This is a genomic window from Shigella flexneri 2a str. 301, assembly GCF_000006925.2.
Lineage (GTDB): Bacteria > Pseudomonadota > Gammaproteobacteria > Enterobacterales > Enterobacteriaceae > ECMA0423.
Map to the genome: position 1 here is coordinate 3,078,957 of NC_004337.2, position 19,019 is coordinate 3,097,975.

Genomic DNA, 19,019 nt, shown 5'->3' on the forward strand with positions numbered 1-19,019 from the left:
CCATTTGATCATATGACAAGATGTGTATCTACCTTAACTTAATGATTTTGATAAAAATCATTAGGGGATTCATCAGTACGTAACAGCCATACAGCGCATATAACGCCTGAAGCTCTGTTAACCAGGCTGCAGCGGAAAGGCCTTTATAACGCGTGTGGGCAATCACTTTTTCCAGTGAACAACAGAGGAACTTACGCAGGTTTTAACTTCCATTACCCTCTCGTTATTTGGTACTGTGATTAACGTCAGAATGGCCTGACATTATCCCGAAAGTCTTTCCACTTCCCTGTTTCTCCGGTAATAAAATATTTTAAATGCTGAAGGTATAAAGCCATAACCAGATATTGCAATTAACGTAGCATTACACATATCAACGTACCAGATAAGTAACAGAGGTACAGGATTGAACAACACGCCGGAAGACTGTTTAATGACATAAGGTATACTCTTTTACGAGTAAGATTATGTATTACCACTAATACTCATCAGGTGAGTTGCAGGAGCAGATTATTAACAGAAATCCTTCAAACACAGTTATCCAGGATATTAACACGGGTGAAGCCATATAGACTGGCCCCCTGAATCTCCAGACAACCAGTATCACTTATTTAAGTGATAGTCTTAATACTAGTTTTTAGACTAGTCATTGGAGTACAGATGATTGATGTCTTAGGGCCGGAGAAACGCAGACGGCGTACCACACAGGAAAAGATCGCAATTGTTCAGCAGAGCTTTGAACCGGGGATGACGGTCTCCCTCGTTGCCCGGCAACATGGTGTAGCAGCCAGCCAGTTATTTCTCTGGCGTAAGCAATACCAGGAAGGAAGTCTTACTGCTGTGGCCGCCGGAGAACAGGTTGTTCCTGCCTCTGAACTTGCTGCCGCCATGAAGCAGATTAAAGAACTCCAGCGCCTGCTCGGCAAGAAAACGATGGAAAATGAACTCCTCAAAGAAGCCGTTGAATATGGACGGGCAAAAAAGTGGATAGCGCACGCGCCCTTATTGCCCGGGGATGGGGAGTAAGCTTAGTCAGCCGTTGTCTCCGGGTGTCGCGTGCGCAGTTGCACGTCATTCTCAGACGAACCGATGACTGGATGGATGGCCCCCCGCAGTCGTCACACTGATGATACGGATGTGCTTCTCCGTATACACCATGTTATCGGAGAGCTGCCCACGTATGGTTATCGTCGGGTATGGGCGCTGCTTCGCAGACAGGCAGAACTTGATGGTATGCCTGCGATCAATGCCAAACGTGTTTACCGGCTCATGCGCCAGAATGCGCTGTTGCTTGAGCGAAAACCTGCTGTACCGCCATCGAAACGGGCACATACAGGCAGAGTGGCCGTGAAAGAAAGCAATCAGCGATGGTGCTCTGACGGGTTCGAGTTCTGCTGTGATAACGGAGAGAGACTGCGTGTCACGTTCGCGCTGGACTGCTGTGATCGTGAGGCACTGCACTGGGCGGTGACTACCGGCGGCTTCAACAGTGAAACAGTACAGGACGTCATGCTGGGAGCGGTGGAACGCCGCTTCGGCAACGATCTTCCGTCGTCTCCAGTGGAGTGGCTGACGGATAATGGTTCATGCTACCGGGCTAATGAAACACGCCAGTTCGCCCGGATGTTGGGACTTGAACCGAAGAACACGGCGGTGCGGAGTCCGGAGAGTAACGGAATAGCAGAGAGCTTCGTGAAAACGATAAAGCGTGACTACATCAGTATCATGCCCAAACCAGACGGGTTAACGGCAGCAAAGAACCTTGCAGAGGCGTTCGAGCATTATAACGAATGGCATCCGCATAGTGCGCTGGGTTATCGCTCGCCACGGGAATATCTGCGGCAGCGGGCTTGTAATGGGTTAAGTGATAACAGATGTCTGGAAATATAGGGGCAAATCCACCATACTCTTGACTATAAAGATGATGACGGGATCAGAACAGTTATTAATCCATACAACAAAATACAGAAAACAACAGAAAAAAAAAAAAAAAAAAAAAAAAAAAAAAAAAAAAAAAAAAATAACAGACATTACTTAACAAAGAACATTACAGTCAGTGTGTACATTACAGATTTATATTCAGGTGTTGCGGGACTACATTACAGCAGAGAGGGGTAAGGACAGAGTTACAAGTACTACTAGAGAGAATATCACTGCACAGATACTTCTATGAGTATATCTTTATGAGAGATCCGTCTACAGGATTGGGTTATAAGGTGTATTTACAAGGTATAATCACAGGATCATTTACATGACCATACTTCTGTAAATAATACTAATTAACCTTAATTATTTTTTTATGGTACATGAACTACCTGTAGCTGTAACGATAAACAAATCACCCAAAATGAAAAATACTGGTTATCACAGTTCAGAGAACTCGTATGAGTGTCCCCCTGAGCAATGCTTCATTTTCTGTGATTCTGTGTGATAGAGTTATACTGAGTACAGTGGCAGTAACACTGCTTTCCATCACTTGAGGATAAAATTCATTAAAAAATTAATTGCATGAATTAACAGGTTTTTTTATGAAATGTTATGCATCTCAACCAATATGATTAACAGAAAACTTCATCATGACAACACGTATAACGTTCAGTATGACCAGTGATGAGACGCTGCGAATTGTGGATGAGTACTGTCATACCCACAAACTTTCGCGCTCTAAGGTAATCAACGCATTACTCAGCGCCACAGCACCTGTCCTTAATGATATTAACTGTTATTATCAACTTGCAGGCGAACTGCAGTCACGCTTATTAAATGGAGTGTATCAACGGGATCTTCCTCGCAAACGCAATGTCGTCAGTGCAGAGAAGTATTGTCTGGAAATCTGGGAAAACAAACTTTTCACCAGAAGAATCCTGGAGTTTGACAGTTCAAATGGTGTTCTGTACGCGCTGAAACATAAAAGACACTATCGCCGGGATAAGATGATTGGAAGGGTTGAAAGTCGGTGTATCAAAGACATTTGCGAATACCAGATGCAGCTATCCGGGGAGAAGACGAAATATGCCTGTTTTATTTATATCGAAAGAACAATATACAATCACGATAATCCATCTGATAAAATACCTGTAAAAGCGGCTGTTGGTAATGCAGTCATCCTGCTGGCAAAGGATGTGATATATAACGAGTACTTTTTTGATTTGCGGCAGTCATTTTTTGTGAGCGTTACAGATCTGATGGTCTCTGGCGCAAAAGGTATTCCGGAGACACAGACATATCCGGACGTTTATTGCTGGATCCCTCTTTTTTCCATAAATTCCGGCGTGCTCATTACCCCTGTATATAAAATTGACCCTCTGAAACCCGTAACGGTAAAAAAACCGGATAAGATCACTGTTGTTTGTAATTACAGAGAATAATTTCAGCCTTCTACCTTCACCGCGACAGTGTTTACCTCTGCTTTATCTTCCGTTCAGTAAATACAAACCACCGCTCTGGCAGGTACAGGGCGTGGTTTATCTCCGATACTCCCCTGTGCAGTAATAATCATCACTGAAAATACTGATCCCGTCACGGCAAAACGCCATCCCATATTCCGGCAACACAAAATCATCTTCCGTTTATACCGGATTCACTGACAAAACAGACAACCTGTATTGCCTGTACACAACAGTTTCTCTCCTGGCAGGAATATTCCCCTACTCATTTTTTACGTTTCTCCCCGGTTGTTATGCCGGTGAAGGTGGTGCGTCGTTTTCATCACCAACGCCGGTTGAGATTAACAACATCCGGAGGAACATTCTCATGAATACCCCAGTTTCACTGATGGATGACCAGATGGTCGACATGTCGTTTATCACTCAGCTGACCGGCCTGACCGATAAGTGGTTTTATAAACTCATCAAGCATGGAGCCTTTCCGCCCCCCATCAAACTGGGCCGTAGCTCCCGCTGGCTGAAAAGCGAAGTGGAAGCCTGGCTGCAGGCGCGTATTGCACAGTCCCGTCCGTAATTCCTGACCGTTATCCGTTCCACCGCAGCAAAGGCATGATCCGGCCCCCGGAGGCATTTTGCTGCGCGCTAAAGGAGAGAATATTATGCAACAACTTGAAAACAGGTGTGACCTGCTGCTCATCCAGCATCAGAAATGGATGACAAGCGTGACGAGGCTTATCGTCGCTCATGGAATGGGGTCTCCGCATCTTCATGGTTATCACCGTCTGACCCTGGCACACTTTTTTCTGCCGGAAAAAGGCTCCGTCATTTCGGTGGCCCCCCAGGGACTCTATCAGGTCGTCAACCCGGGAACACCACCGTTCATTCCTGCCATTCAGGAAGGGTTAATGACCAGCATTCAGACCCATGAAATCATGCTGCTTACACATTTTAATCTGGGCGGCGTTTTACTCAGTGAGCTACATCGTCTGGGTGAAAACCGGCTGGCAAACAGGCTGAACAGCCTGCTCCGGCGTTTCGACGATCGTGATCTCTACCACACGCTGATATGGCTGTGCTGGTATGATCTGATGTGTGCCCACTCCATGCAGCCCTGGACTGAAGAGTTAAAGCATAAATCACATGCAGAGCTTGAAAACTGGGCTGTGGCGCGCAAACGGGAAAAGCGCGAGCTGGAACTGATGATTGACGAGTACCTGTTATACGCCTGCTGATTCATAACGTTCCCGGGGTTCCTTCCTCATCGTTACACACAGCCGGACGGCTATCTATGGCTGTCCGCCAAATGACCATCGCCGCATTTCGTTCCGCTGAAAACGGTACGTAGTCAGTGATACCGGAATTTCCGGAGAGGGCCGCAGGTATATTGCTTCTGTGCAATTGATGCTTATTTACATTGGATGTAGTTATTTCTGCATCCAATGCTATCGGAAAGAGATTAACCAGCAAATGGTTCCTCAAATCGTATTGATATTTACCCGGCGTATTGAGCACCACCATCTGACACTCCGTTCCCGCATCAAACGACTGGACCGAAAAACGATTTACTTTTCACGTGCTGTGGAAATTCACGAAAAAATTATTGGGTCATTCATCGAAAAACATATGTTCTGATGACTGGAGTCATCCTCCAGAAATATACGTCAACTGAACAATATCGATTTTTTATGGGATTCTATACACTTTTCCATATCCCTCTGAAAATCAGTCATCAGCTCACCAACACCTCTTCTGAAACTTGTATTAAACTTATTGCTTAAATAGATGATATAACATCTCTTCCATTGCACTGAATCGGCGAAAACTGCCGTTTCAATAATCTCAACAATATTATTTATCGGCTAACTTTATCAGTAAACAATGGAATGTCACACTGATGAAATGAACATTCAGAGTAAGATGATAAAATTCATATAAACGCCATTGCTGAATATTATTTATTTCATACAGATAAACGATAAAATACAAAAGGGTATATTTCTCAATGTAACAGTCAATTATTCATCTCCACTGGCGAGCACGGTCAGCACACAAACAAAGTTAGTCCTCCTGCTTAATCATTGCGTATCAGAAACTAAAAAAGAAAAAATTCTGCAGACAACTTAACAATCTTCATCACATTTCCTGAAGACAGACATATCCACAAACGGTAGTCAGCGTTGAATTAACAAGTCTTACAGAGCTATACGTAGCTTATAAAGCCACTCAATGTTCATCATCACCCGACTACTTATCTGGAATACCACCAGTATAAACTCATCAATAAAAACACCTGTTGTTAAAATAAGAATACTGTCAGCAGTAAATTATTAAAACAACATCTGTCCACACTATCTGTTCTTTTAACGCCAACGGCAGCGAAAATAGTGCATCACAGCCTTCTTTTTTCTTTCGCCACCACTCAGACAAACACAACACTCACACCCACACCACAAAACAGAATCAAAACATAAAATTAACAATAACAGTCAAAAGGAAAACACAGAATATTGAGGTGGACTGTCACCAGGACAGCGCATACGACGCATGTGATCAGCACATCCCGTTCTTCGCTGGCATCCCCAAAATGCAGAACAAACAATCATAACATTATGAATATAAAAGAAAATATGATTTTTCACCATGAAAAAAACATCAATGTATCTCTGTATAAAAATAATGATAACATGACATAAACATTTAAAAACATAAATAAACAGCAACAAAAACATTTGATAATCACTTAGTGATTAAATACAATTAAGACGATTTTGTTATAAGAGAGGCACCATGGAGTGAGATAATGAATAACGAACAGATGCTTATCAAATGCAGAGATCCCCGTAAATGTCGGTTTTATGCCGAATATCTGAATCACAAATACCCTAATGAATTCCCTCACTTTGCGCCTGACAACCCACAAAATTGTATCAGGAATGTTAATTTATTTTTAAAGGAAAAGTATTGTAATGTTTCACCTCCCCCCTTTGGTACTTTTGGTACTACTGAAGAAGAAGCACTCAATAACGAAATTAATGAGCTTGAAATTATTGCCGGGCAGGCAATACTGCCTGAAGAGAGTTTTCTCTGGTTGAAAACTGACGAACTTGCGACTTTCTTTACCTGGACTACTATTTATCTGTCGAAGGAAGACCATACAAAATTCCCGAAAATAAACCATAATTCATCAGGAATAAAAAACGGAATTGAAGTCAGGAAAATACGAACAGTTACCGATGAAACGTTAAATACTTACAAAAAAAGTAACCTTCCGGATAATCCATCATCCCATAACGAACGAATAAAAGTAATCATTTCATATTTTGACTCCTGCCATTCTTTAATTAATAAAAATGCAAAAAGCATATACCTCGAGGAACTCAGGCAGGCGTGGCTTAAAAAGAAAAGCGCTTGTCAAAAGTTTAAGTGGCTCCTTCCTGACGATGATGAAATGTGTCAGTGGTTCTGGACAAGACTGAAACAAAAACAGGATGAAAAACATCCAGTACATAACCCAGTGACCCGGTGGTTCATACCATCTTCAACGAAAGAATATTATCTTGCCTCTCTTGTCGCCTTTGCTTTATGGAAAGAAGCGCCTGATACCATTGAACTGTTCAGAACACGAATAAATCATGCCTGGCATCAGAAAAAACAAAAGGACAAATATCGGAGTGATGGTAAAAAGGCCATTAATATACATATAAGAAGCAATGTGAAAGAAATGCTTGATGAGCTCAGAACTGTTTACGGTCTGAGAACAGGAGAGTTTTTTGAAATGCTGATTACAGAGAAATATCTTGAACACAAGCGAAGGAAGTAATTCATTACCTGTTACATTCTAAATAATCTCAGACAGATATTATCTCCGTGAATCCCCCGCCACCTTTCCGGTGCGCGGGGTTTTGTCTTTTTTCACCGGGAATACATGTATGAATCCGTCTGATGCCATTGAGGCAATTGAAAAACCGCTCTCCTCCCTGCCTTACTCACTTTCCCGTCACATCCTGGAACATCTGCGCAAACTCACCAGTCACGAACCCGTGATTGGCATTATGGGTAAAAGCGGGGCCGGTAAATCTTCACTCTGTAATGCACTGTTTCAGGGGGAGGTCACACCGGTCAGTGATGTTCACGCCGGCACCCGGGAAGTGCAGCGCTTCCGTCTGAGTGGTCACGGTCACAGCATGGTTATCACTGACCTGCCCGAGGTGGGCGAGAGCCGGGACAGGGATGCAGAGTATGAAGCCCTGTACCGTGACATTCTGCCTGAACTGGACCTGGTGCTGTGGCTGATTAAAGCCGATGACCGGGCCCTGTCTGTGGATGAGTATTTCTGGCGACACATCCTGCAGTGCGGACATCAGCAGGTGCTGTTTGTGGTGACGCAGGCTGACAAAACGGAACCCTGCCATGAATGGGATATGGCAGGTATTCAGCCTTCTCCCGCACAGGAACAGAACATTCGTGAGAAAACGGAGGCGGTATTCCGTCTGTTCCGGCCCGTACATCCGGTTGTTGCCGTATCGGCCCGCACCGGCTGGGAACTGGATACGCTGGTCAGTGCGCTCATGACAGCGCTTCCCGACCATGCCGCCAGCCCCCTGATGACCCGACTGCAGGACGAGCTGCGCACGGAGTCTGTCCGCTCTCAGGCCCGTGAACAGTTTACCGGTGCGGTGGACCGGATATTTGACACAGCGGAGAGCGTCTGTGTTGCCTCTGTTGTCCGTACGGCCCTGCGCGCTGTTCGTGACACCGTGGTCTCTGTTGCCCGCGCGGTATGGAACTGGATCTTCTTCTGAACCTGTTGTGGATGATGTCCTCCCTGCCTCTGAGTCTGCTCACAAAAGCGCTGTTTTCGTTACTGTCTCTCTTGTCCGTGCAATAGACTGATAATAGAATAAAACGATCGATACCTATTTTACCGATCGTTAATATCGATCGTTATGCTAATAATAACTCCTGTTAGCAACGTGCGCAGATACACACAGACATGAGATTCAGGGAACAACAGAGCCACACGTCAGAAACTTCCGTCAGCCGGACCTCCGGCACTGTAACCCTTTACCTGCCGGTATCCACATCTGTGGATACCGGCTTTTTTATTCACCCTCACTCTGATTAAGGAAATGCTGATGAAACGACATCTGAATACCTGCTACAGGCTGGTATGGAATCACATTACGGGCGCTTTCGTGGTTGCCTCCGAACTGGCCCGCGCACAGGGTAAACGTGGCGGTGTGGCGGTTGCACTGTCTCTTGCCGCGGTCACGTCACTCCCGGTGCTGGCTGCTGACATCGTTGTGCACCCGGGTGAAACAGTGAATGGCGGAACACTGGTAAACCATGACAACCAGTTTGTATCCGGAACAGCTGATGGCGTGACTGTCAGTACCGGGCTTGAGCTGGGGCCGGACAGTGACGAAAACACCGGCGGGCAATGGATAAAAGCGGGTGGCACAGGCAGAAACACCACTGTCACCGCAAATGGTCGTCAGATTGTGCAGGCAGGAGGAACTGCCAGTGATACGGTTATTCGTGATGGCGGAGGGCAGAGCCTTAACGGACTGGCGGTGAACACCACGCTGGATAACAGAGGTGAGCAGTGGGTACACGGGGGAGGGAAAGCTGCCGGTACAATTATTAACCAGGATGGTTACCAGACCATAAAACATGGCGGACTGGCAACCGGAACCATCGTCAACACCGGTGCAGAAGGTGGTCCGGAGTCTGAAAATGTGTCCAGCGGTCAGATGGTCGGAGGGACGGCTGAATCCACCACCATCAATAAAAATGGCCGGCAGGTTATCTGGTCTTCGGGGATGGCACGGGACACCCTCATTTACGCCGGTGGTGACCAGACGGTACACGGAGAGGCACATAACACCCGACTGGAGGGGGGTAACCAGTATGTACACAACGGTGGCACGGCAACAGAGACGCTGATAAACCGTGATGGCTGGCAGGTGATTAAGGAAGGAGGAACTGCCGCGCATACCACCATCAACCAGAAAGGAAAGCTGCAGGTGAATGCCGGCGGTAAAGCGTCTGATGTCACCCAGAACACGGGCGGTGCACTGGTTACCAGTACAGCTGCAACCGTCACCGGCACAAACCGCCTGGGAGCATTCTCTGTTGTGGAGGGTAAAGCTGATAATGTCGTACTGGAAAATGGCGGACGCCTGGATGTGCTGACCGGACACACAGCCACTAATACCCGCGTGGATGATGGCGGAACGCTGGATGTCCGCAACGGTGGCACCGCCACCACCGTATCCATGGGAAATGGCGGTGTACTGCTGGCCGATTCCGGTGCCGCTGTCAGTGGTACCCGGAGCGACGGAAAGGCATTCAGTATCGGAGGCGGTCAGGCGGATGCCCTGATGCTGGAAAAAGGCAGTTCATTCACGCTGAACGCCGGTGATACGGCCACGGATACCACGGTAAATGGCGGACTGTTCACCGCCAGGGGCGGCACACTGGCGGGCACCACCACGCTGAATAACGGCGCCATACTTACCCTTTCCGGGAAGACGGTGAACAACGATACCCTGACCATCCGTGAAGGCGATGCACTCCTGCAGGGAGGCGCTCTCACCGGTAACGGCAGCGTGGAAAAATCAGGAAGTGGCACACTCACTGTCAGCAACACCACACTCACCCAGAAAGCCGTCAACCTGAATGAAGGCACGCTGACGCTGAACGACAGTACCGTCACCACGGATGTCATTGCTCAGCGCGGTACAGCCCTGAAGCTGACCGGCAGCACTGTGCTGAACGGTGCCATTGACCCCACGAATGTCACTCTCGCCTCTGGTGCCACCTGGAATATTCCCGATAACGCCACGGTGCAGTCGGTGGTGGATGACCTCAGCCATGCCGGACAGATTCATTTCACCTCCACCCGCACAGGGAAGTTCGTACCGGCAACCCTGAAAGTGAAAAACCTGAACGGACAGAATGGCACCATCAGCCTGCGTGTACGCCCGGATATGGCACAGAACAATGCTGACAGACTGGTCATTGACGGTGGCAGGGCAACCGGAAAAACCATCCTGAACCTGGTGAACGCCGGCAACAGTGCGTCGGGGCTGGCGACCAGCGGTAAGGGTATTCAGGTGGTGGAAGCCATTAACGGTGCCACCACGGAGGAAGGGGCCTTTATCCAGGGGAATAAGCTGCAGGCCGGTGCCTTTAACTACTCCCTCAACCGGGACAGTGATGAGAGCTGGTATCTGCGCAGTGAAAATGCTTATCGTGCAGAAGTCCCCCTGTATGCCTCCATGCTGACACAGGCAATGGACTATGACCGGATTCTGGCAGGCTCCCGCAGCCATCAGACCGGTGTAAGCGGTGAAAATAACAGCGTCCGTCTCAGCATTCAGGGCGGTCATCTCGGTCACGATAACAACGGCGGTATTGCCCGTGGAGCCACGCCGGAAAGCAGCGGCAGCTATGGCTTCGTCCGTCTGGAGGGTGACCTGCTCAGAACAGAGGTTGCCGGTATGTCTGTGACCGCGGGGGTATATGGTGCTGCTGGCCATTCTTCCGTTGATGTTAAGGATGATGACGGCTCCCGTGCCGGCACGGTCCGGGATGATGCCGGCAGCCTGGGCGGATACCTGAATCTGATACACAACGCCTCCGGCCTGTGGGCTGACATTGTGGCCCAGGGAACCCGCCACAGCATGAAAGCCTCATCGGACAATAACGACTTCCGCGTCCGGGGCTGGGGCTGGCTGGGTTCGCTGGAAACCGGTCTGCCCTTCAGTATCACTGACAATCTGATGCTGGAGCCGCAACTGCAGTACACCTGGCAGGGACTCTCCCTGGATGACGGCCAGGATAACGCCAGTTATGTGAAGTTCGGGCATGGCAGTGCACAACATGTGCGTGCCGGCTTCCGTCTGGGCAGCCACCACGATATGAACTTTGGTAAAGGCACCTCATCCCGTGACACCCTGCGCGGCAGTGCCAAACACAGTGTGCGTGAACTGCCGGTGAACTGGTGGGTACAGCCTTCTGTTATCCGCACCTTCAGCTCCCGGGGGGACATGAGCATGGGTACAGCCGCAGCCGGCAGTAACATGACGTTCTCACCGTCACAGAATGGTACGTCACTGGACCTGCAGGCCGGACTGGAAGCCCGTGTCCGGGAAAATATCACCCTGGGCGTTCAGGCCAGTTATGCCCACAGCATCAACGGCAGCAGCGCTGAAGGTTATAACAGTCAGGCCACACTGAATGTAACCTTCTGATAATTCTGCATTGCCTCTCTGTGGTCCCGGTCATGATGACCGGGACCCGGACGGGGGAAAACGTTTCAGTGCCACATTCACTGGCATTCACAATAACATGATATTCATCACGGAGTGACTATGTTACAGATAGTCGGCGCGCTGATTCTGCTGATCGCAGGATTTGCCATTCTTCGCCTTTTGTTCAGAGCATTAACCAGCACAGCGTCTGCGCTGGCAGGGTTCATATTGCTGTGTCTGTTCGGTCCGGCTTTACTGGCTGGCTATATCACTGAACGCATAACCCGGTTATTCCATATTCGCTGGCTGGCAGGCGTATTTCTGACGATTGCCGGAATGATCATCAGCTTCATGTGGGGACTTGATGGTAAACATATCGCACTGGAGGCTCATACTTTTGACTCTGTAAAATTTATTCTGACCACCGCTCTCGCCGCTGGTCTGCTGGCTCTTCCCGTGCAGATAAGAACCATTCAGCAGAACGGGCTCACACCTGAAGATATCAGCAAGGAAATTAACGGGTATTACTGCTGTTTTTATACTGCTTTTTTCCTTATGGCGTGTTCTGCATACGCACCATTGATCGCATTGCAGTTCGATATTTCACCCTCACTGATGTGGTGGGGCGGGTTGTTGTACTGGCTGGCTGCATTAGTGACGCTGCTATGGGCGGCCAGCCAGATCCAGGCGCTGAAAAGACTGACCAGTGCCATCAGCCAGACACTGGAAGAACAACCGGTGCTCAACAGTAAATCGTGGCTGAGCAGTTTGCAAAACGATTACAGCCTTCCTGAAACGCTGACGGAGCGCATCTGGCTGACACTCATTTCACAACGGATTTCCCGGGGAGAACTGAGGGAATTTGAACTGGCAGACGGAAACTGGTTACTGAACAATGCCTGGTATGAAAGAAACATGGCAGGGTTTAACGAACAGTTGAAAGAGAACCTGTCATTCACACCTGATGAACTGAAAACGCTCTTCCGGAACCGCCTGAATTTATCACCGGAAGCGAATGACGATTTTCTCGATCGTTGCCTGGACGGCGGTGACTGGTACCCCTTTTCAGAAGGCCGCCGTTTTGTATCATTCCACCACGTGGATGAGCTTCGTATCTGTGCCTCCTGCGGGCTGACAGAAGTACATCATGCCCCGGAAAATCATAAGCCGGCTCCGGAATGGTACTGCTCCTCTCTTTGTCACGAAACAGAAACACTGTGTCAGGACATTTATGAACGTTCTTACACCGGTTTTATTTCCGATGCAACGGCGAATGGTCTGATTCTCATGAAACTGCCGGAAACCTGGAGTACAAATGAGAAAATGTTTGCTTCCGGAGGGCAGGGACATGGGTTTGCCGCTGAACGGGGAAACCATATTGTCGACAGAGTCCGTCTGAAAAACGCACGGATCCTCGGTGATAATAATGCCAGAAATGGAGCAGACAGACTGGTCAGCGGAACAGAAATCCAGACGAAATATTGTTCAACTGCAGCCCGTAGCGTCGGTGCGGCATTCGACGGACAAAACGGACAGTATCGTTACATGGGAAATCATGGTCCCATGCAACTGGAAGTCCCCCGTGATCAGTATGCCGGCGCTGTGGAAACCATGAAGAATAAGATCCGCGAAGGTAAAGTACCCGGTGTAACCGATCCCGCAGAAGCGTCCCGGCTGATTCGTCGGGGACATCTGACTTATACCCAGGCCCGTAATATCACCCGGTTCGGGACCATCGAATCGGTCACTTATGATATTGCCGAGGGGTCGGTTGTCAGTCTGGCGGCCGGAGGGATCAGTTTTGCCCTGACGGCATCGGTCTTCTGGCTCAGCACCGGCGATCGCGATGCTGCCCTGCAGACAGCTGCTGTCCAGGCAGGAAAAACCTTCACCCGCACACTGGCTGTCTACGTCACAACCCAGCAACTTCACCGGCTCACTGTTGTTCAGGGTATGCTGAAGCATATTGATTTTTCGACGGCCAGCCCGACTGTCCGGCAGGCGCTTCAGAAGGGGACCGGTGCAGGAAATATCAGTGCCCTGAACAAAGTGATGAAGGGTACGCTGGTGACATCTCTGGCACTGGTAGCTGTCACAACCAGCCCTGACATGATCAAAATGTTGCGGGGACGGATCTCCGGTGCGCAGTTCATCAGGAATCTTGCCGTGGCATCTTCCGGTGTGGCAGGTGGTGCTGTCGGGTCAGTGGCGGGCGGGATATTGTTCAGTCCACTGGGACCATTTGGTGCACTGACAGGGCGTGTGGTTGGCGGTGTTCTGGGGGGAATGATTGCCTCCGCTGTATCAGGAAAAATTGCCGGAGCGCTGGTTGAAGAAGATCGCGTCAAAATTCTGGCAATGATTCAGGAGCAGGTGACATGGCTTGCCGGCAGTTTCCTGCTGACCGGACATGAGATTGAAAATCTGAACGCGAATCTGGCCCGTGTTATCGATCAGAATGCTCTGGAGATCATTTTCGCCGCCGGTATACAACAACGGGCCGCGACCAATATGTTAATCAAACCACTGGTGGTCAGTATCATCAGGCAACGCCCCGTCATGGAATATGATGCATCCCATCTCGGCAAGATGGTTAACCGGCTGGAAGAAGCATTCCCCCCGGAGCTCCCGGCATAACGTGTGTTCTGCTCCTTTTAGGTTTTATCACCTGATTTGCCAGTGTCATCGTCATGACTCAGAGAGGTAAATACCATGATTCACCTGTTCAAAACCTGCATGATTACCGCCTTCATTCTGGGGTTAACGTGGTCTGCCCCACTCCGGGCACAGGATCAACGTTACATCAGTATACGCAATACAGATACGATATGGCTCCCGGGAAATATTTGTGCTTACCAGTTCCGGCTGGATAATGGCGGAAACGGTGAAGGATTTGGCCCCCTCACCATCACTCTGCAACTCAAAGACAAATATGGTCAGACGCTGGTGACCAGAAAAATGGAAACGGAAGCTTTTGGTGACAGTAATGCCACGCGAACCACAGACGCATTTCTGGAAACGGAGTGCGTGGAAAATGTCGCCACAACCGAAATCATTAAAGCAACTGAAGAAAGTAACGGCCATCGTGTCAGTCTGCCGTTATCGGTTTTCGATCCCCAGGACTACCATCCACTGCTGATTACCGTTTCCGGAAAAAATGTTAACTGATCCCTGAAGTCAGTTTCATGCTTCAGCCTCTGCCACAACGTATGGCAGAGGCTATTTATCAGGAGAAACCAGATATGCCGGGTTACACACAGAGTATGTCCTGGCTGAAGGATCTTTCTCATACGGGCAGGCGGTTGCTGTCATAACCGCTTACCGCAATGTGTTTATCCAGGATGACCCGGGAATGCATTTCCGTCGGGTTATCCGCAACGCGGAAGGTCAGCGACGCTGACGCAGCCGGAACTCTGAAGCTGATGCCGGAAAACAGCTTAATGCGTGGCTCGCCAGTGGAGGGCTTCTCAGACAATAAACTTCATTGATTTCATCCATCAGGCCGCGTCTTCTCCGGGAGACGCGGCTTTTTTCATTTGTTGCACCAGTAAATCTTAACCACCGATAAGGAGCAAAGTATGCAATTAGTCAGTCGTTTTGGTTATGCGAACCAGATACGCCGTGACCGTCCGCTGACACATGAAGAGCTGATGCACCATGTGCCGGGGATTTTCGGGGAAGAGAAACACACGTCCCGAAGCCAGAACTATACGTACATCCCCACCATCACCGTACTGGAAAGTCTGCAGCGGGAAGGCTTCCAGCCCTTTTTCGCCTGCCAGACCCGTGTGCGCGACCCGGGCCGCCGGGGATACACAAAACACATGCTGCGTCTGCGGCGGGCCGGAGAGATAAACGGAGAACATGTCCCTGAAATTATTCTGCTCAACTCCCATGACGGTACCTCCAGCTACCAGATGCTGCCGGGTTACTTCAGATTCGTCTGCCAGAACGGGTGTGTCTGTGGTCAGTCTCTGGGGGAAGTGCGTGTTCCGCACCGGGGAAACGTGGTGGAGAAAGTTATTGAAGGGGCTTACGAAGTGGTGGGCGTGTTTGACCGGATTGAGGAGAAACGTGATGCCATGCAGTCGCTGGTCCTGCCGCCACCGGCACGCCAGGCGCTGGCACAGGCGGCACTGACTTACCGTTATGGTGACGAACATCAGCCCGTCACCACCGCCGACATTCTGACGCCACGACGCCGGGAGGATTACGGTAAGGACCTGTGGAGTACTTATCAGACCATCCAGGAGAATATGCTGAAAGGCGGGATTTCCGGCCGCAGTGCAAAAGGAAAACGTATCCACACCCGTGCCATTCACAACATCGACACCGATATTAAGCTCAACCGCGCATTGTGGGTGATGGCAGAAACGCTGCTGGAGAGCCTGCGCTGATGCAGCATGTCCCTGAAGGCGTGATTCAGGCACCAGAATCACCCGACGCCCCGGAGGCGCTGCCGGGGTGTCGTTCCATTTCTGATGATGACCTGTGCGCCTGGTGTACCCGTCTGCTTTACCGTCCCGGAGAAATCAGTCTGTGCAGACTGAGTATACAGGCAATGGCATCTGGCCATCCGTCTGTGACCGGAACGGTTACGCGTACGGCTGTCCGGAATTTCAGCCGAATATCATTCATCCCTGATATTACCGGGTCATCACGGTCAGTGATGAACGTGATGTTGTCAGCTCCCGACCTTTACTCCCTCTCATTTATTCACATTACAAGGATTTCATACATGAAAACATTGTCTCAGAACACCACCTCTTCGGCCTGTGCACCGGAGACTGACCTGCAACAACTGGTTGCCACCCTCGTCCCTGATGAACAGCGCATCAGCTTCTGGCCGCAGCACTTTGGCCTCATTCCACAGTGGGTGACCCTGGAGCCCCGTGTCTTCGGCTGGATGGACCGTCTGTGCGAAGACTACTGCGGTGGTATCTGGAATCTGTACACCCTGAACAACGGCGGGGCATTTATGGCACCCGAACCGGATGACGATGATGACGAAACATGGGTACTGTTCAATGCCATGAACGGTAACCGCGCTGAAATGAGTCCGGAAGCTGCCGGCATTGCTGCCTGTCTGATGACGTACAGTCATCATGCCTGTCGTACGGAGTGTTATGCCATGACGGTCCATTATTACCGGCTGCGGGATTACGCCCTGCAGCATCCGGAATGCAGCGCCATTATGCGCATCATCGACTGAATGGTGGCAGGGACAATGCAGCAGCTTTCCTTTCTGCCCGGAGAAATGACAACCAGAGAGCGCAGCCTCATTCTGCGGGCCCTGAAAACCCTGGACCGCCATCTTCATGAACCCGGCGTGGCCTTCACCTCCACGCATGCGGCACGGGAATGGCTGATTCTGAACATGGCGGGACTGGAGCGTGAAGAGTTCCGGGTGCTGTATCTGAACAACCAGAATCAGCTGATTGCCGGTGAAACCCTCTTCACCGGCACCATCAACCGTACGGAAGTCCATCCCCGGGAAGTGATTAAACGCGCCCTGTACCACAATGCCGCTGCCGTGGTGCTGGCGCACAATCACCCGTCCGGTGAAGTCCCCCCCAGCAAGGCAGACCGCCTTATCACTGAGCGTCTGGTACAGGCACTGGCCCTGGTTGATATCCGGGTACCGGACCATCTGATAGTCGGTGGCAGCCAGGTTTTCTCCTTTGCGGAACACGGTCTGCTTTAACCCGTCACCGTCACAATCACCTTCATATCACTTCAGTTTCTCTTTCTCAGCTGTTTCTTACTTTCACATTCAGGAGGACTATTCTCATGAAAATCATCACCCGTGGTGAAGCCATGCGTATTCACCGTCAGCATCCTGCATCCCGTCTTTTTCCGTTCTGTACCGGTAAATACCGCTGGCACGGTAGCACGGATACATATACCGGCCGTGAAGTGCAGGATATTCCCGGTGTACTGGCTGTGTTTGCAGAACGCCGTAAGGACAGTTTTGGTCCGTATGTCCGGCTGATGAGCGTCACCCTGAACTGAGTCTGGAAGGGAATTCTGATGAGCAGAATTATCGCCACTACCGGACCATTCTTAACCGATTTTCTGTGAGGACTTTATCGTGTCAGACACACTCCCCGGGACAACGCCTCCCGACGACAATCACGACCGCCCCTGGTGGGGGCTGCCCTGCACCGTGACGCCCTGTTTCGGGGCCCGACTGGTACAGGAGGGTAACCGCCTGCATTACCTTGCAGACCGCGCCGGTATCAGAGGCAGGTTCAGCGACGTAGATGCGTACCACCTGGACCAGGCCTTTCCGCTGCTGATGAAACAACTGGAACTCATGCTCACTGGCGGTGAACTGAATCCCCGCCATCAGCATACCGTCACACTGTATGCGAAAGGGCTGACCTGCGAAGCCGACACCCTCGGCTCCTGTGGTTACGTTTATCTGGCTGTTTATCCGACACCGGCAGCGCCCGCAACCACCGTATAACACCGGATATCTCCCCTTTATAACCACCTGTTACAGAGAACTTAAGATGAATACATTACCCGACACTCACGTACGGGAGGCATCGGGCTGCCCGTCTCCCATCACCATCTGGCAGACACTGCTCACCCGACTGCTGGACCAGCACTATGGCCTCACGCTGAATGACACACCGTTCGCTGATGAACGTGTGATTGAGCAGCATATTGAGGCAGGAATTTCACTGTGTGACGCGGTGAACTTTCTCGTTGAAAAATACGCGCTGGTACGTACCGACCAGCCGGGATTCAGCGCAGGAGCCCCGTCGCAGTTAATCAACAGCATTGATATTCTCCGGGCACGCCGGGCAACCGGCCTGATGACCCGCGATAACTACAGAACGGTAAATAACATTACCCGGGGGAAGCATCCGGAAGCGAAACAATGAAACTGGCCCTGACGCTGGAAGCCGACAGCGTTAACGTGCAGGCACTGAACATGGGGCGCATTGTCGTTGACGTCGATGGTGTTAATCTCAGTGAACTGATTAACAAGGTCTCTGAAAACGGTTATTCACTCCGCGTGGTCGATAAATCCGACCAACACGCAACCAGTACACCACCACCGTTAACAACCCTTACCTGCATACGTTGCAGCACCGCACATATCACGGAAACGGACAACGCCTGGCTGTACTCGCTGTCACACCAGACTAATGACGACGGCGAAACAGAATGGATTCATTTTACAGGCAGCGGCTATCTGTTACGTACCGATGCATGGTCGTACCCGGTTCTGCGGCTTAAACGCCTGGGCCTGTCCAGAACGTTCCGTCGTCTGGTCGTCACTCTCACCCGGCGTTATGGCGTCAGTCTCATTCATCTGGACGCCGGCGCAGAATGTCTGCCGGGGTTCCCCACTTTCGACTGGTAA

Annotated in this window: 18 protein-coding genes and 2 other annotated features (1 of these 20 only partly in view); of the genes, 17 read left to right on the plus strand and 1 reads right to left on the minus strand. The window is 50.1% G+C overall.

From position 1 onward, the window contains the following. Window positions 1–76, minus strand: a mobile genetic element (it extends 1,253 nt beyond the left edge of the window). A 490-nt stretch (window positions 77–566) separates the two neighbouring features. Further along, window positions 567–1,898 (plus strand) — a mobile genetic element. The 10 genes from SF2984 (at window position 613) to SF2993 (ending at window position 14,809) form a co-directional block, all read left to right on the plus strand. Further along, complete coding sequence (locus tag SF2984) at window positions 613–1,023, plus strand: IS2 repressor TnpA (RefSeq protein ID NP_708758.3); 411 nt, start codon at window positions 613–615, stop codon at window positions 1,021–1,023. It overlaps the preceding feature by 411 nt. Next, on the plus strand, window positions 1,099–1,887 hold the full coding sequence (locus SF2985; protein NP_708759.1) for an insertion element IS2 transposase InsD: 789 nt from the start codon (window positions 1,099–1,101) through the stop codon (window positions 1,885–1,887). Its footprint lies within the feature at window positions 567–1,898. Before the next feature lie 675 nt (window positions 1,899–2,573). Next, window positions 2,574–3,365 carry a hypothetical protein gene (locus SF2986; protein NP_708760.1) on the plus strand — a complete coding sequence of 264 codons (792 nt, stop codon included), beginning with the start codon at window positions 2,574–2,576 and terminating at the stop codon, window positions 3,363–3,365. A gap of 385 nt (window positions 3,366–3,750) precedes the next feature. Further along, a complete protein-coding gene (locus tag SF2987) occupies window positions 3,751–3,957 on the plus strand; it encodes a hypothetical protein (RefSeq protein NP_708761.1) in 207 nt (68 codons plus the stop codon). An 85-nt stretch (window positions 3,958–4,042) separates the two neighbouring features. Beyond that, window positions 4,043–4,615: a hypothetical protein gene (locus SF2988; protein ID NP_708762.1), complete on the plus strand. Its 573-nt coding sequence runs from the start codon at window positions 4,043–4,045 to the stop codon at window positions 4,613–4,615. A gap of 1,568 nt (window positions 4,616–6,183) precedes the next feature. Further along, on the plus strand, window positions 6,184–7,203 hold the full coding sequence (locus tag SF2989) for a hypothetical protein (protein NP_708763.1): 1,020 nt from the start codon (window positions 6,184–6,186) through the stop codon (window positions 7,201–7,203). A gap of 109 nt (window positions 7,204–7,312) precedes the next feature. After that, entirely contained in the window at window positions 7,313–8,185 is an 873-nt protein-coding gene (gene sap, locus SF2990) for a hypothetical protein (RefSeq protein ID NP_708764.1), read from the plus strand. A gap of 327 nt (window positions 8,186–8,512) precedes the next feature. Then, complete coding sequence (locus SF2991) at window positions 8,513–11,641, plus strand: outer membrane fluffing protein (RefSeq protein NP_708765.1); 3,129 nt, start codon at window positions 8,513–8,515, stop codon at window positions 11,639–11,641. 120 nt (window positions 11,642–11,761) lie between these two features. Beyond that, window positions 11,762–14,278, plus strand: a complete 2,517-nt coding sequence (locus tag SF2992; protein ID NP_708766.2) for a hypothetical protein — start codon at window positions 11,762–11,764, stop codon at window positions 14,276–14,278. A gap of 75 nt (window positions 14,279–14,353) precedes the next feature. After that, window positions 14,354–14,809 carry a hypothetical protein gene (locus tag SF2993; protein ID NP_708767.1) on the plus strand — a complete coding sequence of 152 codons (456 nt, stop codon included), beginning with the start codon at window positions 14,354–14,356 and terminating at the stop codon, window positions 14,807–14,809. A gap of 118 nt (window positions 14,810–14,927) precedes the next feature. Here the strand turns inward: SF2993 and SF2993a are convergent, their stop codons facing one another. After that, window positions 14,928–15,116 (minus strand): hypothetical protein, encoded by a 189-nt coding sequence (locus SF2993a; protein YP_008439280.1) that lies wholly within the window; start codon window positions 15,114–15,116, stop codon window positions 14,928–14,930. 103 nt (window positions 15,117–15,219) lie between these two features. Between SF2993a and SF2994 the strand changes: the two genes are divergently transcribed. From SF2994 to yeeW, 7 genes are all read left to right on the plus strand, one after another. Further along, entirely contained in the window at window positions 15,220–16,038 is an 819-nt protein-coding gene (locus tag SF2994; protein ID NP_708768.1) for a hypothetical protein, read from the plus strand. 341 nt (window positions 16,039–16,379) lie between these two features. After that, window positions 16,380–16,853, plus strand: coding sequence for a hypothetical protein (locus SF2995; protein ID NP_708769.2), 474 nt, complete (start codon window positions 16,380–16,382; stop codon window positions 16,851–16,853). After that, window positions 16,854–17,345, plus strand: a complete 492-nt coding sequence (gene yeeS / locus SF2996; RefSeq protein NP_708770.1) for an RADC family DNA repair protein — start codon at window positions 16,854–16,856, stop codon at window positions 17,343–17,345. 86 nt (window positions 17,346–17,431) lie between these two features. After that, window positions 17,432–17,653, plus strand: a complete 222-nt coding sequence (gene yeeT / locus SF2997; protein NP_708771.1) for a hypothetical protein — start codon at window positions 17,432–17,434, stop codon at window positions 17,651–17,653. A 79-nt stretch (window positions 17,654–17,732) separates the two neighbouring features. Continuing rightward, window positions 17,733–18,110 carry a structural protein gene (yeeU, locus tag SF2998; protein NP_708772.1) on the plus strand — a complete coding sequence of 126 codons (378 nt, stop codon included), beginning with the start codon at window positions 17,733–17,735 and terminating at the stop codon, window positions 18,108–18,110. A gap of 46 nt (window positions 18,111–18,156) precedes the next feature. Further along, window positions 18,157–18,534, plus strand: a complete 378-nt coding sequence (gene yeeV, locus SF2999; RefSeq protein NP_708773.1) for a hypothetical protein — start codon at window positions 18,157–18,159, stop codon at window positions 18,532–18,534. Continuing rightward, window positions 18,531–19,019 carry a hypothetical protein gene (gene yeeW, locus SF3000; RefSeq protein ID NP_708774.1) on the plus strand — a complete coding sequence of 163 codons (489 nt, stop codon included), beginning with the start codon at window positions 18,531–18,533 and terminating at the stop codon, window positions 19,017–19,019. Before yeeV ends, yeeW begins: the two co-directional genes overlap by 4 nt.